4 protein-coding genes are annotated in these 17,908 nt (G+C 74.4%); 3 read left to right on the top strand and 1 reads right to left on the bottom strand.

Annotation, left to right across the window (positions count from 1 at the left end; translation table 11 throughout):
- Positions 1-25 precede the first annotated feature (25 nt).
- The 3 genes from ACK1X7_RS06290 (at position 26) to ACK1X7_RS06280 (ending at position 8,156) form a co-directional block, all read left to right on the top strand.
- On the top strand, positions 26-1,558 hold the full coding sequence (locus tag ACK1X7_RS06290; RefSeq protein ID WP_093468884.1) for a hypothetical protein: 1,533 nt from the start codon (positions 26-28) through the stop codon (positions 1,556-1,558).
- A gap of 67 nt (positions 1,559-1,625) precedes the next feature.
- The gene (locus ACK1X7_RS06285; protein ID WP_385158459.1) at positions 1,626-2,486 is read left to right on the top strand and encodes a hypothetical protein; all 861 of its coding nucleotides are present in this window, start codon (positions 1,626-1,628) and stop codon (positions 2,484-2,486) included.
- A gap of 69 nt (positions 2,487-2,555) precedes the next feature.
- The gene (locus ACK1X7_RS06280; RefSeq protein WP_413114748.1) at positions 2,556-8,156 is read left to right on the top strand and encodes a hypothetical protein; all 5,601 of its coding nucleotides are present in this window, start codon (positions 2,556-2,558) and stop codon (positions 8,154-8,156) included.
- Between the two features lie 10 nt (positions 8,157-8,166).
- On the opposite strand, the gene ACK1X7_RS06275 is transcribed toward ACK1X7_RS06280, so the two are convergent.
- Positions 8,167-17,826, bottom strand: coding sequence for an Ig-like domain repeat protein (locus ACK1X7_RS06275; protein WP_413114747.1), 9,660 nt, complete (start codon positions 17,824-17,826; stop codon positions 8,167-8,169).
- Between the last annotated feature and the right edge of the window lie 82 nt (positions 17,827-17,908).

The raw sequence follows: 17,908 nt of genomic DNA, 5'->3' as shown, positions 1-17,908 counted from the left end.
GGTGCGACCGCCTACTCTGTGCGACGTGACATCTCCACCCCCGGGGGCCGCCGCGCCCCAGCTCAACACCGCTGAAGGGGCCGCCAGGCCGGCCCCGGGCCCGGCCGCCGACGAGGGCCTGGCCCGGCGGCTGCGCGCGCTCGCCTGCACCGCGCCGCTGCACGACCTCGACGCGCGCAAGGCCAATCTGGCGGGGGAGTACGGGGTGTACGCGATGGCGGAGGTCGCCCTCGCCGCCATCGATCTCGTCACGCTCCATATGGACTTCGACACCGGCGCCGACCACGAGCAGATAGTGGCCAGGCTGCTGCCCCGCGTCGCGGCCCAGGCCCCCGGGCGCCCCGCCGCCGAGCATGACCGGGTCGCCCGCTGGGTGCTGGAGAACCTGATCAACGTCGGCAGTGTGGACCGCGGCTTCCGCGCCGTTTACGGCACCTTCGGGCCCGATGGGGTGTATGTCCGCAGGGACTATGACTTCAAGCTGATCGAAGAGGTGCCCGGCCCCGGCGGCAGCGTCTATCTGCGCACCACCGACGAGGCGGTCAACGTCCTGGTCGGCGCCCTCGACACGGATGTCACCAGCGCCCAGATCGCCGCCGAGGTCAAGCTGGAGGTCCTCATCAGCCGGGGCCGGCTCGCCGATGCCCAACTCGCCGCCGAGCAGGCCCGCTACCGCACCGTGCAGTACTCGGAGACGCTGCGCCGCACCCTCGACGCCACCCGGCGCAACGTCCGCGCCGTCGACTGGCTGAGCACCGTCCCCGAGCTGATCAGCGAGGCGCTCGACCACGTCGCCGACCGCTACCGCCATGAGAACGCGATCCTCACCAACATCCGTAAGGCGCGCGACGAGGCGGAGAGCGCCGAGCACAAGCGGCGCGCCGCCGAGCTCGTCGACATCGTCAAGGACTGCATCCGGCGCCACACCCAGCTCCAGTCCCGGCTGCTGGAGGCCGGTCCGCTGTTCCGCGCCGAGCAGGACCGGCAAGCCTTCGCACCCCCCGCCCCGCGCTCCGGATACGACCTGTACGGACAGTTGCTGGCCCCCGTCCTCCCGCTTCCCCTCGACCGCGCGGGCCGGGTCACCGACGCGTTCTTCGCCCGCGGCACCGGCCTGCGCACCCCGACCTCGGTGCGCATGGGCGACCTGGTCGAGATGCTGCTCACCCCGCCGGTGGAGCGCGAGCACCTCGGCGCCGAGATGCCCGAGCCGGACCTCATCGCCACCCCCGACGACAGCCGCTTCAGCGAGGAGCAACTGGCGGTGGCCATGGAGCTGCTCGAGCTGCCCGCCGACGCCCCCCGCCGGCTGTCCGGGCTGCTCGCCGACGCCCGCCGCCGCGACCCCGAACTGCCCTATCTGATCGCCCTCCTCGCCGTCCACGCCGCCAGCCCCCCGGTCGGCACCGCCTACCGCCAGGGCGAGCAGCGGCTGCTGTTCGCCGTGGACGACGGCACCGAGCTGGACGACCCCGAGTTCGGTGGTGCCGACCTGATAGTGGGCACCGCCCTGCTGGACGCGGTCGGTATGGCGGCCGACCGGGCGGAGGTGGCCTGATGGCCCAGACCAGTGCATACGCCCCGTGCGAGGAGGTTCAGCCGTGACCGAGTACGACATCGACGACATGACACCGCCGGACGCGGCACCCGCCCCGGCGGCGCCCGGGATCACCCCCGCCGACGCGGCCGACGCCGCCCGGCTGGTGGCCTTCGGACTCCAGCCCAAGCTGCTGCCCGCGCGGGACGTCGAATACGCCGAGCTGCTGCGCCGCCACCGCGACGAACCGGCGTTCGCACGCCTCGCCGACGCCGTCGCCGCCGGGCTCGGGCTCATCGTGCTGGAGGTCTCGACGCGTGCCGGAATGGCCGTGACCGCCGCCGAGGACTCCGTCTTCGCCGTCCGCATGGGCGACTACGCCCGCCGGGCCGCCACCGACTCCGCCGACCGCTTTCTGCACGGCCTCGCCCATCTCGCCGTCGCCGCCCTGGCGTTCCCCCGCCCCGAGGACCTCGCCGACGACGGCTATATCGGCCGGGTCACCGTCAACGGTGTGGACGCCTTCGTCCGCCAGGCGTGCCGTCGGCTGGAGGAGCGCGCCGAGGAGCAGGGGGAGAACACGGACCCGGCCACCGGCGCGCCCGGGCTGGAATCCGCCTGGCGGGTGTACGCCCGGCGCAGCGCGACCGGCGCCACCAAGGACGCGCGCAGGCTGGCCGGTTCCACCACCGGCATCGTCGGCAAGGCCCTCGCCTTCCTGGTCGACTCCGGCTTTCTCCAGCGCACCGGGGACGAGTCCGGCGGCACCTACCGCACCACCGCCCGCTATCAGCTCCAGGTGCGCGACATGGCGGCCACCGCCGCCATGGCCGAGCTGCTGGAGCTGGGTGTCGTCCCCGTCGGCGACGGCAGCGCGACCCTGCTGCCGCCCGACGAGGGCGACGACCTCGATCTGGTGGCCGACGCCGGTCTCCCCTTCCACTCCTGAACCCCGCCCCTGCCCCGTCGCCCGCCCGCCCGGTATCACCGCCCCTTCCCACAACGAGAGTCCGCCGCCATGTACGAGCTGTCCCGGATCCGCCTCTACTCCATCGGGCCGGCCGGTGCGCGTTACGCCGACACCGTGCTGGACCTGCGCGGAGTCGGCGAGCCGGTGCCCAGCCCCGCGCCCACCCAGGCGGAGTTCTTCGAGGAGGAGCCGGTCGGCCCGCCGCGCCGCCCCGCCCCCGCCGGTGTGCTCTTCCTGGAGAACGGCGGCGGCAAGTCCGTCCTGCTCAAGCTGATCTTCTCGGTGATGCTGCCCGGCCATCGCAACACCCTGGGCGGCGCCAGCTCCGGTGTGCTGCGCAAGTTCCTGCTCGCCGACGACTGCGGGCATGTCGCGCTGGAGTGGCAGCACACCGTCACCGGTGAGACCGTCGTCGTCGGCAAGGTCAGCGAATGGCGCGGCCGTCAGGTCTCCAACGACCCGCGGAAGTTCGCCGAGGCGTGGTACTCCTTCCGGCCCGGTCCCGGGATGAGCCTGGACTCGCTGCCGGTCGCCGAGTCCGCGGCGGTGCGGCCCGCCGTCGAGGGCGCCTCCACCGCACGTGGCCGCCGCCGCACCATGAAGGGCTTCCGTGACGCCCTTACGGAGGCCGGCAAGGCGTATCCGCATCTCGACGTGGTCTGGGTGGAGATCCACGAGCGCTGGAACGAGCACCTCGGCGAACTCGGTCTCGACCCCGAACTCTTCCGCTACCAGCGGGAGATGAACGCCGACGAGGGCGAGGCCGCCGGGCTCTTCGCGGTCAAGAACGACTCCGACTTCACCGACCTCCTGCTGCGCGCCGTCACCGACACCCGTGACACCGACGGGCTCGCCGACCTCGTCCACGGCTTCGCCCACAAGCTGGGCCGCCGCGCCGAGCTGACCGCCGAGCGCGACTTCACCGCCGGTTCGCTCGATCTGCTCCAGCGCATCGCGGAGGCCGCGGAGCGGCGTGAGCAGGCCCGCGGTGTGCACGCGGGCGCCGAGCGCCGCACCCGTACGCTCGCCCGGCGGCTGTCCGCGCGCGGCGGGGAGGAGCGGGCGCGCGCCGCCGAACTCGCCGAGCGGGTCGGCTCCGCCGCCCAGGCCGTCACCGACGCCGAGTCGGCGCGCAGCCGCAGCGGCCTCGTCGCCGCCGAACTCGCCTACCGCCACGCCTCCTTGGCGCTCGCCGCCGCCGAGAAGGGCGCCGCGGCGCAGCGCCGCGAGCTCAACGACGCCCGCACCCTGCACTCCGCCTGGCAGGCCGCCGAGACCGTGCTGCGCCACCGCGCCGCCGCCGACCGCTCCGCGCGCGTGGCCGCCGCCATCCGCGAGGCCGAGCGGGACGCCGCCCCCGCGCTCGCCGCCCGCGCCAAGGCCGCCGGCGACCTCGTCCGCGCCCTGCACGCGGCGGCGGCGGACGGAGAGCGGGTCGCGGGCGAGGAGGAGGAGCGCTCCGCCGCCCTCCAGGAGGCCGGCGAGGCCGCCCACCGCGACGCCACCTCCGCCGCCACGGCGGCCCAGCGCGCCCGCAGTGACGCCGAGCATCTGCGCCAGCGGCTCGCCGAGGTCGAGCAGGAGACCGCCGAGGCCGTCCGCGCCGGCTGGCTCGACGACTCCGCCCCCGACGCCGACCCGGCCCGCGCCGCCCTCGCCGCGAGCGACGCCGAGAAGACCACGGTCGCCGCCTTCGACGAGGCCCGCGAGACCGCTCGGCGCACCGCCGACCACGCGAAGTCGGCCGCCGCCGAGGAGGCCCGCGCCGACCTGGCCGCGGCCCGAGCGGTGGACGCGGCGCGGGCCGCGGAGTCCGCGTACGACGCGGAGCGGCGCGCCGCGGAGGCGCTGGGCGCGGAGCAGCGCCTGGTCGAACTGCTGGGCCTGCCTCAGCCCTCCGCCGCCGTCCCCGCCCCGCGCGGTGGCGCCGCCCGCCCGTCGGCGGCGGACGCGCGCGCGGCGGGCGGGGTGACGGTGCGCATTCCGGACGCGGGAGCCCTGGGCCGGCGGGGCACCCGCGCACTGCCGACCGACTCCGACCGAGCCGGGTGGATCACGGTCCGCGTGGACGAGGAGGACGCGGACGACATCGGCCTCTCCCAACTCCCGGCCGCCTTCCGCGCCTCCACCCGCACCATCCCCCTGGACGCGGAGCCCGCACCCCCCGACCACGCCTACGCCTTCGAGGAGCCCCCCGCAGACACCCGCGAACACTTCCCGGGCACGGGAGGCGGCGAGCCGGGCGCCGACCCGGCGTACGCCACCGGCGACTTGACCGCGCCCCCGGAGAACGAGGCCGCCGCTCCAGGCTCGGCCGCGACCGGCCCGGCGGCCCGGTGGACGGATGGCGCCGCGGGCGCGATGGGCCCTGCCGGGCCCATCGAGGGCGATCCCGCTTCCGTTGGCGATTGGCGGGCGGCTGCCGGAGCGGTGGGTGAGACGGAGGAGACGCCTTCCGCTCCGCAGGGAATGGCCCTTGGCGAGGACGCGGAGGCGGGGCCGGAGCAGGCCCATCGGCGTCGTCCGCTCGCGGCGGAGTCGCGGGCCGCGGGGCGGGTGACGGTGCGGATCGACGAGGCCGAGGACACCCTGCTGGGCGACGGCGGCCCGTGCCCGGACGGCCCGCGCGACGGCGCCCGGACCGTGGCGGCCGACTCCCGGCCGCCCGGGGAGGTATCGGCTCGGGTCGGGGACGGCGACGACGGGCGGGCCGAGTCGGAGGCTGCTACCGGCACCGCCGACGGCATCCACGCCGAACCCGAGCCCGGCACCTACAACACCGACACCGACAGCAACACCGACCCCACCGACGACTCCGATTGCTGGGCCCCCGAGCCCGGTGACGCACCCGGCCGGGGCCGCGGTGACCGTTCCCGCCCCGCCCCCCGGCCACTCGGTGACGGGCCGCTGACCGGCGAGGAGTTGGACCGTAACGCCGAGGCGTTGCGGGAGCTTCTCGAGGAGAGCGTGGCCACCGCCGAGCGGCAGCTCTTCGAGTTGCGGACCGCCGCCGCCGAGGACTCGCGGATCCTGGGCGCGCTCGGTGACGGGGGGCTGCTGCCGCCCAGCCCCGATGTGCTGGCGGCCGTCGAGTACCTCGGTGAGCACGGCATCCCCGCCCTCCCCGGCTGGCGTTACCTCGCCCAGGCCGTTGACCCGGTCGACCACGCCGCCGTGCTCGCGGCCCGCCCCGAGCTGGTGGACGGTGTCGTCATCACCGACCCCGACACCCACGCCCGCGCCCGTGCGGTGCTCGCGCAGGCGTCGCTGCTGCCGCGGTCCGCCGTGGCCGTCGGGACGTCCGCCGCGCTGCTCGCGCCGACGCCCGCCCCCGGCACCGAGGACAGCGGGGTCTTCCTCGTGCCGCCGAACCCGGCGATGCACGACGAGCGCGCCGCCGACGACGAGCGGCGCGAGCTGCGGGCCCGCGCCACCGAGCGGGACGAGGAGATCAGGGCGCTCGCCGCCCGGCTGGCCGGGGACCGGGCGCTGTCCGCGCGGCTCGCCTCCTGGCGCACCGGCTGCCCGCCCGGGCGGCTCGCGGAGCTCGCGGCGGCGGCGGAGACCGGCCGGGAGACCGCCGACGCCGCGCAGCGCGAGCTGGTCGAGGCGCGTTCGGCCCGGGCGGAGGCCGACGAGGCCGCCACCGAGGCCGCCCGCGTCCGCGACGAGCGCCAGGAGGCGGCGCAGCGGGCCCGCCGGGTGGCGGACGCGCTGGCCGGTCTGGCGTACCGGCTGCGGGAGCGCGCCACCTGGCAGACCCGGCTGCGCGAGCTGGCCGAGGAGGCCGCAGAGTACGAGGAGCGCGCCGCGGGCTGTGTGGACCGGGCCCGCTCCGCCGACGAGGACCGGCGCGCCGCCCAGCGCGCGGCCGACGACGCGCACCGCACCGCCCGCGCCCTGCGCGCCGAGCGCGCGGAGATCGCGGGCGTCCCCGACGACCTCGGCGAGGACACCGAGCCACCCACCACCTCGCTGCCCGCGCTCCGCGAGGCGTACCGCGCCGCCTCCCAGGTCTACGAGAAGGTCGGCGTCGGCGCCGATCTGCGCGCCGAACAGGCCCGCGCCGAAAGCGACGAGAGCGCCGCCCTCGCCTCCCTCGACCGGCTCACCAACAAGGTCCGCACCCGCGCCGCCCAGCTCCTGGAGGGCACCGACGGCGCCGACGGACCCTCCCGGCAGGCCGCCGCCGCCCGCGCCGAATCACTCGTCCAGATGCTGGAGGGCCGTGCGTCGGCGGCGAGCGAGCAGCTCGGTCGGCTGCGCGGCGAGGCCGAGCGGCTCGCCCCCGCCGACGGCGACGCCCACACCGAGCTGCCCCAGGAGACCGTCCCGGCCGACGCCGAGCAGGCGAAGGAGCTGCTGCGCACCGCCAACGGCGAACTGGCCGCCCGTACGGACGCGTTGGACACCGCCCGTACCGCCCACGCCGACCTGGTGCGCGCCCACCGCTCCGCCGAGGACGCGGCGGGCGGCTTCGACGAGACCGCCGCCCTGCTGCGGGATCTGCTGCGGGATGGCCCCGGCGCGGAGGACGACGGCGAGCGGCCCGAGCCGTACGCCGGCGATCTCGCGGAGGCCCGGCAGGCCGCCGCCGAGACCCGCCGCTCACTGCGCGGCTGCGCCGCCGACCTGTCGGCGGCCGACTCCTCGGTGCGGGAGGCGAGCGACGTCCTCGTACGGCACGCCAACTCCACCCGCTACGAGCAGGTGCGCACCCCCGCCCGCCAGCAGATCCGCGAACTGCCCGCGGCCGCGCTGCCCGAGCACGCCGCCGCCTGGGCCGACGCGTTCGCGCCCCGGCTGCGCGTGCTCACCGACGAGCTGGAGCAACTGGAGCGCAACCGCGACTCCATCGTGGACCGGCTGCGCGGCCTGGTCGAGTCCTGCCTGGCCACCCTGCGCTCGGCGCAGCGGCTCTCCCGGCTCCCGGAGGGGCTCGGCGAGTGGTCGGGGCAGGAGTTCCTGCGGATCCGCTTCGAGGACCCCGACCAGGCCACGCTCGCCGAGCGGCTCGGCGAGGTCATCGACGAGGCCACCCGCTCCGCCGTCCGGAAGAACTCCGATCTGCGGCGGGACGGCATGTCGCTGCTGCTGCGCGGGGTCCAGGCCGCGCTCCAGCCGCGCGGGGTGGCCGTCGAGATCCTCAAACCGGACGCGGTGCTGCGGGCCGAGCGGGTGCCGGTGGGACAGATGGGCGATGTGTTCTCCGGCGGCCAGTTGCTGACCGCCGCCATCGCGCTGTACTGCACGATGGCGGCCCTGCGCAGCAACGACCGGGGCCGGGACAAGCACCGCCACGCGGGCACCCTCTTCCTCGACAACCCCATCGGCCGGGCCAACGCCACCTATCTGCTGGAGCTTCAGCGGGCGGTCGCGGACGCGCTCGGGGTCCAGCTCCTCTATACGACGGGGCTGTTCGACACCACGGCGCTGGCCGAGTTCCCGCTGGTGATCCGGTTGCGCAATGACGCGGATCTGCGGGCCGGGCTGAAGTACATCAGCGTCGAGGAGCATCTGCGGCCGGGCCTGCCGGTCCGGGAGCCGGAGGAGGAGCAGCAGGTGCACGGCCAGATCACCGCGACACGGATGTACCGCCGCCCCGAGGCGGACGCGGAGGCGTCCGACGGGGCGGCGGAAGGGCCGTGAGCCCGGCGGGCTACCCCTGACCGGTGAGCACCGTCTGTGTGGTGGTCCCCGAGGAGGTCGCGAAGTTGACGTCGCCGTTGTAGTTGGCGGTGACGGTATACGTCCCCTTCGGCAGCGGGTTGAACGTCGCGGTGGCCGTGCCGGCCACGAGCGGCACGGTCAGCGGGCTGCGCCCGGTGAGGGCGATCGTGACCGTTCCGGTGGGCGTCCCCGCGCCGGGGGCGACGGGGGACACGGTCGCGGTGACCGTCACCGGATCGCTCACCAAAGAGGGGTTCGGGGAGGAGACCACGGACGCCCTGGTGGCCGCCTTGTTGACGGTCTGGGTGTCGGTGCCGCTGGAGGTGGCGAAGTTCTCGGTCCCGTTGTAGGTGGCCGTGATGGTGAACGGGCTCCCGGTGGTGGTCGTGTAGGTGTGGATGACGGTCGCGATACCGCCGGCCAGGATTCCCACGGCGGTGTTGGTGCCGTCTCCGAAGGAGAAGGTGACCGCCCCGACCGGGGTACCGGTCGGGGACGAGACCGTCGCCCTGATGGTCACCGGCTGACCCACCACCGAGGGGTCCGGGGACGAAGTCACCGTGGTGGTGGTCGCGGTCTTGGCGCTGATGGTCTGGGTGTCGGTGCCGCTGGACGCGCTGAAGTTGGTGTCCCCGTTGTAGGTGGCCGTGATGGGGAAGGGGCTGCCGGTCTTGGTGGTGTAGGTGTGGGTGAGGGTCGCGACGCCGCCGGAGAGGGGCGCGGTGGCGTTGCTCGTACCGTCGCCGAAGGAGAAGGTGACGGTGCCGGTCGGGGCGCCGGCGCCCGGGGAGACCGATGCCACGGTGGCGGTGAGGGTCACCGACTGCCCGATCGCCGAGGGGTCCGGGGCGGAGACCACGGCCGTGGTGGTGGCCGCCCGGCCCACGGTCTGGGTGTCGGTGCCGGTGGACGGCGTGTAGTTGGCGTCCCCGTTGTAGGTGGCGGTCACCGTGAAGGGGCTGCCGGTCCGGGTGGTGTAGGCATGGGGTGTGGTGGCCGTGCCACCGGACAGGGGCGCGGTGACGGTCGGGGTGCCGTCGCCGAAGTCGAAGGTGACCGTCCCGGTCGGGATTCCGGCGCCGGGCAGAAGGGACGCCACCGTGGCGGTGAGCGTCACGCTCTGGCCCGTGACACTGGGGTCGGGCGAGGAGGCGACCGTCGTCGAGGTGGCCGCCCGGTTGACCGTCTGGGTGTCGCTGCCGGTGGACGTCGTATAGCCCGCGTCCCCGTTGTAGGTGGCGGTGACGGCGTAGGGGCTGCCCGAGGTCCCCGCGTAGACATGGGTCACGGTGGCCACGCCCTGGGCGACCGGCACCGTGGCGGCCGGTGTGCCGTCGCCGTAGGTGAAGGTGACGGTGCCGGTCGGGGTTCCGGAGCCGGGCCCGACCGCGGCGACGGTGGCGGAGAGGGTCACGGTCTGGCCGGCGACGGTGGGGTCGGGCGAGGAGGTGACGGTCGTGGTGGTCGCCGCCCGGCCCACCGTCTGGGTGTCGGCGCCGGTGGACGCGGTGTAGTTGGTGTCCCCGCTGTAGGTGGCGCTGACGGCGAAGGGGCTGCCGGCGGCGCTGGTGTAGGCGTGAGTGGCGGTGGCCGTGCCACCGGACAGGGTCGCGATGATGGCCGGGGTGCCGTCGCCGGGGATGAAGGTGACGGTGCCGGTGGGCGTCCCGCTGCCGGGGGCGAGCGGGGAGACCGTCGCGGTGAGGGTGACGGTCTGCCCGGTGACGCTGGGATCGGGGGAGGAGGTCACCACCGTCGTGGTGGCCGCCCTGTTGACCGTCTGGACATTGGTGCCGGTGGACGCGGTGAAGCCGGCGTCCCCGTTGTAGGTGGCCGTGACCGTGTACGGGCCGCCGGCGGCACCCGTGAAGGAGTGGCTGACGGACGCGAGGCCACCGGACAGGGGCGTGGTGACGGTCGGGGTGCCGTCGCCGAAGGAGAAGGTGACCGTCCCGGTCGGCACCCCCGCCCCCGGGGCGATCGGCACCACCGTCGCCGTGAGGGTGACGGGCTGCCCGCTGACCGTGGGGTTCGGCGAGGAGACCAGCGTCGTGGCGGTGGCCGCCTGGTTCACGGTCTGGGTGTCGGTGCCGCTGGACGAGGTGTAGCTGATGTCACCGGCGTAGGCCGCGGTCACCGTGAAGCCGCCGGTGCTCGCATAGGCGTGGTTGATCGTGGCCACCCCGCCGGCAAGCGACGCCGACGCGGCCGGAGAGCCGTCGCCGAAGTCGAAGATGACGGTGCCGGTGGGCACCCCCGCGCCCGGGGCGACGGGAGCCACGGCCGCCGTGAGGGCCACCGGCTGGCCGACCACGGAGGGATCCGGTGCCGAGGCCACCGTCGTGGTCGTCGTCGCCGGGGTGACCGTCTGGGTGTCCGTGCCCGCGGAGCTGCTGAAGTTGACGTCCCCGCTGTAGCCGGCGGTGACCGTGTACGGGCTGCCCGCCGCGGTCGAGTAGGCGTGGACGACGGTCGCCACGCCCGCGGACAGCCTCGCCGTGGCCGGCGCCGTGCCGTCGCCGAAGTCGAAGGTGACCGTGCCGGTGGGCACCCCGCCGCCGGGCGGGGTCGGTGCCACGGTCGCGGTGAAGGTCACCGGCAGGCCCGTCACCGAGGGGTCCGGCGAGGAGGTCACGGTGGTCGATGTGGTGGCGGCGCTCACCAGCACCGTATGCGTCCCGGTGGCGGTGGACGGGGCGAAATCGGGGTCTCCGCCGTAGGCCGCGGTGACCGTGAAGGGGCTGCCGACCGAGGTGGCGTAGGCGTGGGTGGTGCTCGCCACGCCGCCGGTGACCGGTGCGGTGACGGTCGGTGTGCCGTCGCCGAAGTCGAAGGCGACGGTGCCGGTGGGGGAGCCCGCCCCCGGAGCCACGGCCGAGACCCGGGCGGTGAGGGTGACCATCTCACCCGCCACGGACGGATCCGGAGAGGTGCCCACGGCGGTGGCGGTGGCCGCCTGACCGACCGTCTGGGTGTCCGTGCCGGTGGAGGCGGTGAAGTTCGTGTCGCCGCTGTAGGCGGCCGTGATGGTGTAGGGGCTTCCGGAGGTGCCGGTGTAGATGTGGGTGATGCTCGCCGACCCCGCGGTGAGCGGCGCGGTGACCGGCGGGGTGCCGTCGCCGGGGTCGAAGATGACGCTGCCGGTGGGGACTCCGCTTCCGGGCGCGGCCGGTGCGACGGTGGCGCCGATGGTCACCTGCCGGCCCGGCACCGACGGGTCGGGGGACGAGGTCACCGTGGTGCCGGTCGCGGCCGGGGCGACGCTCTGGGTGGCGGTGCCGCTGGACGGGGCGAAGTCGGCGTCGCCGCTGTAGGCGGCCGTGATGGTGTACGGACTGTTGAGAGCGGTCGGATAGCCATGGGTGACGGTGGCCGTCCCACCGGTGACCTGCGCGGTGACGGTCGGTGTGCCGTCGCCGAAGTCGAAGGTGACGGTGCCGGTGGGGGTTCCGGCCCCCGGGGCGATGGCCGATACGGTCGCGGTGACGGTCACCGGCTGGCCCGTGACGGACGGATTCGGTGACGAGTCGACCGTCGTACTCGACGACGCCCGCTCGACGAAGTGCGTTTCGGTGTCCACGGAGCCGATGAAGTGGTCGTCCCCGCCGTAGGCGGCGGTGACCGTGTACGGGCTGCCCGCCGCGGTCGCGTAGGTGTGCACGGCGGTCGCCACACCGTCCGTCACCGGGATGTCGACCGGCGCGGTTCCGTCGCCGAAGTCATAGGTCACCGTGCCCGTGGGCGAGCCCGCCCCCGGGGCGACCGGCACCACCCTCGTCCGGAACGTCACCGGCTGGCCCGTGAACGAGGGCTCCGGCAGATCGCTGACGGTGGTGGTGGTCGAGGCGAGGCCGACGGTCTGGGTGGCGGTGTCGCTGGAGGCGGTGAAGTCGGCGTCGCCGCTGTAGGTGGCCGTGATGGTGTACGGGCTGCCCGAGGCGTCGGTGTAGGCGTGGGTGACGGTCGCCACGCCCCCGGTCAGGGAGGCGGTGACGGGGGCCGTGCCGTCGCCGGGGTCGACGATGACGGTGCCGATGGGGGTTCCGGCCCCCGGGGCGAGGGTGGAGACGGTCGCGGTGATGGTCACCGGCTGGCCCGTCACCGATGGATCGGGCGAGGACACCACATCGGTGTGGGTGTCGGCCGGGGCGACCGTGTGGGTGATGGTGCCGCTGGACGCGGTGAAGTCGCCGTCGCTGCTGTAGGTGGCCGTGACGGTGTACGGGCTGCCCGAGGTGTCGGTCCAGGCGTGCGTGGCCGATGCCACCCCGGCCGTGACCGGTGCGGTGACGACCGGTGTGCCGTCGCCGAAGTCGAAGGTGATGGTGCCGGTGGGGGTTCCGGCCCCCGGGGCGAGCACCGAGAGGGTCGCGGTGACGGTCACCGGCTGGCCCGCCACCGACGGATCCGGTGTCGAGGTCACCGCCATAGAGGTCGGGGCCCGGCCGACGGAGTGGGCGACGGTGTCGGCGGAGGCCGTGAAGTTCGGATCGCCACCGTAGGTGGCGGTGACGGGGTACGGACTGCCCGCCGCACTCGTATAGGCGTACACGGCCGTCGCCAGGCCGTCGACGACCGGGACCGACGCCGGGGCGCTGCCGTCGCCGAAGTCGAATGTCACCGTCCCGGTCGGCGAGCCCGCGCCCGGTGCCACCGGCGCCACGGTCGCCGTGAAGGTGACCGGCCGGCCCACGACGGACGGCTGCGGCGTGGAGCTCATCGTGGTGGTCGTCGCGGCCGGCAGGACCGTCTGGGGCTCGGTGTTCACCGAGGACCTGAAGTCGGCGCCGCCGTTGTACGTGGTGGTGATGGTGTACGGGCTGCCGAGGCTGCTCGCGTAGGCGTGCGCGAGGATGGCGGCGCCTCCGGCCAGCGGCAGGGTGACCGGTGCCGTGCCGTCGCCGAAGTCGAAGGTGACCGTGCCGGTCGGCACCCCGGCCCCCGGCGCAAGCGGTGCGACCGTCGCCGTGACCGAGAGCTGCTCGCCCACCAATGACGGATCGGGATCGGCGGTCACCGTGGTGGCGGTCGAGGCCGGATGCACGGTGTGGACGTCGGTGCCGGTGGAGGAGGCGAGGTCGCCGTCGTCGCCGTAGGTGGCGGTGATGGTGTACGGGCTGCCGGAGGTCCCCGTGTAGGCATGGGTGACCGTCGCCACTCCGGCCACGCTGGTGGCGGTGACCGTCGGTGTGCCGTCGCCGAAGTCGAAGGTGACCGCGCCGCCGGGTGTGCCCGACCCCGGGGCGAGCACCGTGACATTGGCGGTGACCGTCACCTGCTGGCCCGACTGGGACGGGTCCGGTGAGGAGAAGACGGTGGTGGAGGTGGCCGCCGGGTTCACGGTCTGGGTGCCGGTGTCCGTGGATCCGGTGAAGCTCGCGTCCCCGCTGTAGGTGGCGGTGACGTCGTACGGGCTGCCCGCGGTGGTGGAGTAGGCGTGGACGGCGGTTGTCGTCCCGTTGGTCAACGGCGCCCTGACCGGCGCGCTGCCGTCGCCGAAGTCGAAGGTCACCGTGCCGGTCGGGGTACCCGCACCCGCCTGCCCCGGGGTGACGTTCGCGGTGAAGGTGACCGGCTGGCCCGTAACGGACGTATCCGGAGCGGAACTCAGCGCCGTGGACGACGAGGACGGGGTGACCGCCTGGGTGTCGAGCCCGGTCGACCCGGTGAAGTCGTCGTCGCCGCTGTAGGTGGCGGTGATCGTGTAGGGGCTGCCCGCGGTGGAGGTGTAGACATGGCTGGTCGTCGCCGTGTCGCCGGTGAGCGGGACGGTGACGGCCGGACTGCCGTCGCCGAAGTGGAATGTCACCGTCCCGGTGGCGGTGCCCGCGGCGGGCGGCAGGACCGCGACCGTCGCGGAGACCGTCACCGACTGGCCCGCGATGGACGGGTCCGGGCTGGAGCTCACCGTGGTCGAGGTGGCGGAGACGCTCATCGCCACCTGGTGGGCGGTGGCGCCGGTGGAGGTGGCGAAGTTGTCGTCCCCGCCGTAGGTGGCGGTGACCGTGTACGGGCTGCCCGCGGTGGAGGTGAAGGAGTGTGAGGTCGTGGCCACACCGCCCGCGATCGTCGCGGTGGCGGGCCCGCTGCCGTCGCCGAAGTCGAAGGTGATGGTGCCGGTCGGCGCGCCCGCGCCCGGCGGCACCGGAGCCACCCGCGCGATCAGCGTCACGCTCTGGCCCACCGCCGACGGACTCGGCGACGAGCTCACGACGGTGGTGGTCGCGGCCGGTGCGACGGCGTGCTCGATGGTGTTCTCGGACGGGGCGAAGTCGGTGTCGCCGCCGTACTCGGCCGAGATGGCGTAGGGGCTGCCGGCCGTGCTGGTGTAGGCGTGGACGACCGACGCGGAGCCCGCCACCAACTCGGCGGTGACCGGCGGGGTGCCGTCGCCGAAGTCGATGGTGACCGGCCCGGTCGGGGTGCCCGCGCCGGGCCCGGTGGGGGCCACGGTGACCGTGACCAGCTCGCCCGTGACGGTCGGGTCGGGCGTGGCGGTGATCGTGGTGCTGGTCGCGGCCGGGTCGACGGTGTGGAGGCCGGTGCCGACGGATGGCACGAAGTTGGCGTCGCCGTCATAGCCGACGGTGAACGTGTACGGGCTGCCGGCCGCGGTGGTGTAGGCGTGATCGGTGGTGGCCGTACCGCCGGTGAGCGGGAGGGCGACGGGCGCGGTGCCGTCGCCGAAGTCGAAGGTGACCGTGCCGGTCGGGGTGCCGGAGGCGGGTGGGGCGGCCGAGACGGTGGCGGTGAAGGTCACCGGCTCGCCGGTCACCGAGGGGGACGGCGAGTCGGTCACCACCGTGGTCGACACGGCCTGGACGACCTGCTGGGTGTCCGCTGCCGAGGACGGCTGGAAGTTCGTGTCGCCGCTGTAGGTGGCCGTGACCGTGTACGGGGTCGCGGTCTCCGGGTTGGTGTGGACGACCGTGGCCGTGCCGCCGGTGACGGGCGCCGTGACGGGCGGGGTGTTGTCGCTGAACTCGAAGGTCACGGTGCCCGTGAGCGAACCGGCCGCCGGAGTCCCGGGGGTGATCTTCGCGATGAACGTGGTGGCCTGGCCCACGGTGGAGGGGTCGGGCACCGAGGCGACGGCGGTGTCGGTGGCGGCCGGTTCGACGGTCTGGGTGTCGGTGCCGCTGGAGGAGGTGAAGTTCGTGTCGCCGTTGTAGGTGGCGGTGACCGTGTACGGGCTGCCGGCGGTGTCGGTGTAGGCGTAGGTGGCGGTCGCCGTGTCGCCGCTGAGGGTCGCGGTGATGGGCGGGGTGCCGTCCCCGGGGTCGAAGGTGACCGTGCCGGTGGGGGCGCCCGCGCCGGGCGGAACGGCCGTGACCGTGGCGGTGAAGGTCACCGGATCGCCCACCGCCGAGGGGTCGGGTGTGGTGGTCACGGCCGTCGCGGTGGCGGCCGGCTGGACGGTCTGCGAGTCGGTGCCGAGAGACGTCCGGAAGTCCGCGTCACCGCTGTAGGTGGCGCTGATGGGGTACGGACTGCCCGCGGCGGAGGTGTAGGTGTGGGTGGCGGTCGCGGTGCCGCCGGTGAGGGGCGTGGTGACGGGCGGGGTGCCGTCGCCGAAGTCGAGGGTGACGGTGCCGGTGGGTGTTCCGGCCCCCGGGGAGACCGCCGTGACCGTGGTGGTGACGGTGACCGGCTCGCCGGTCGCCGAAGGGTCGGGGGTGGAGGCCACGGCGGTCGTGGTCGAGGACTGCCCCACCGACTGGAGGTTGGTCCCCGTGGAGGCCGAGAAGTTGCTGTCGCCGCTGTAGGCGGCGGTGATGCTGTACGGGCTGCCGGTGGCGCCGGTGTAGGTGTGGGTGGCGGTCGCGGTGCCGCCGGTGAGGGGCGCGGCGACGGGCGGGGTGCCGTCGCCGAAGTCGAGGGTGACGGTGCCCGTGGGTGTTCCCGCTCCCGGGGAGATCGCCGTGACCGTGGTGGTGACGGTGACCGGCCGGCCCACCGTCGAGGGGGCGGGCGCGGAGGTCACGGAGGTGGCCGTGCCGCCCTGCACGACGGTCTGGCCGTCCGTTCCCACGGAGGAGGTGAAGTTGGTGTCGCCGTTATAGGTGGCGCTGACCGCGTACGGGCTCCCGGCGACGTCGGTGTAGGTGTGGGCCACCGTCGCGGTCCCGTTCGCCAGCGGCAGGGTGACGGTCGGGGTGCCGTCGCCGAAGTCGAATGTCACCGTGCCGGTCGGCGCACCGGCCCCCGGCGGCGCGGGGGCCACCTGGGCCACGAAGGTGACGGACTGTCCGGGCACGGAGGGATCGGGGGTGGCGACCACCGTGGTGGTGGTCGCCGCCGACTGGACGGTCTGGGTGTCCGCCCCGGCGGAGGCCGTGAAGTACGGATCGCCGCCGTACTGGGCGGTGACGGCGTACGGGGTGACCGACGGTGCGGTGTAGACATGGCTGACCGTGGCCGTGCCATCGGTGAGGGAGACGTTCACACTCGGGGTGCCGTCGCCGAAGTCGACGGTGACGGTGCCGGTGGGGGTGCCCGCCGTGGGCGGCACGGCCGTCACCGCGGTGGTGAAGGTCACCGGCTGGCCGACGACGGAGGGATCGGGCGCGGAGGTGACCGCCGTCGTGGTCGACGCCGTGTAGGTGAAGCCGCCCGGCACCGTCACACTGCCCCCGGCGGTGGTGACGGTGATGTCGGCGGGGCCGGGGACGCCCGGAGGCGTCACCACGGCGAGCAGGGTGTCGGAGTACGACTCGAAGGACGCCGCGGGCACTCCGCCGATGGTGACGCCGGTGACAAAGGTGAGCCCGGTGCCCGTCAGGACGATGGTCTCGCCGCCCGCGACCGACCCGGTGGACGGGCTGACATCGGTGACGACCGGCACGGGTGCGTAGGTGTAGAGCAGCCGGTTGCTCACTCCGCCCACGGAGATGACGTACAGCGAGACCGTGCCGGGCCCCGAGGCCGGGGGAGCGGTCACGAGCAGGTGCTGGTCGGAGACGGCCGTGGGGGAGGCGATGGCGGTGCCGAAGAGCACCAGCCGCGCGGTGCTCAGATTGACGCCGGTGAGCTCGACGATATTGCCGCCGCCGATCGGACCGGCGATGGGCAGGAGCCCGGTCAGGGTGGGCCAGGCGACGTAGTAGAAGCAGCCGATGGGGGCCGTACCGCCCGGAGTGGTGACCTTGACCGGGACCGCTCCGGTCCCCGAGGGGCTCACCGCGATGATGGTCTGGTCGTCGAGGACGGAGAAGCTCGCCGCCCGGCGGGGCCCGAAGAACACGGCCGTGGCGCCCGAGAAGTGGCTGCCGATGATGGTCACCAAGGTCCCGCCGCTGTAGGGGCCCTGGTCGGGGAAGATCCCGGAGAACTGGTTGAACAGCTCGAATGTGCCCAGCGGACGGGCGACTTCGATACCGGGCCACTCACCCGGCCCCACCCCGGTGACGTCCGGCCCGTCCGGGGCGCCGGGGAGGCTGTCCAGCGGGGTGCCGCGGTGGAAGGCGGCCAGCGCGTCGAGACCGTCGAGCGCGGTGTGCACCACCAGCCGGTCGGGCATGCGCCGCGCCGGGAGCGGGATCGGTGCGCTGAGCGTCGGGACGAGCCTGCGGGACTCGGGATCGACGACGGCGATGCAGTTCTCACCTGGATCGGTGACGAGGATGAGTCCATGCGGGCGACAGGGCATGACGGCTCCGATCTGGCAAGGCGTCTTCCACTCCACCGGAAAGGATGGGCAGCCCACCGGAATCGGACGGATTCAGTAACCC

The sequence above is a fragment of the Streptomyces sp. CY-1 genome (assembly GCF_047218265.1).
In the GTDB taxonomy this organism is placed as follows: Bacteria; Actinomycetota; Actinomycetes; order Streptomycetales; family Streptomycetaceae; genus Streptomyces; species Streptomyces niphimycinicus.
The sequence above is the reverse complement of the archived record's forward strand: the minus strand, read 5'-3'. Positions and strand labels throughout refer to the sequence as shown.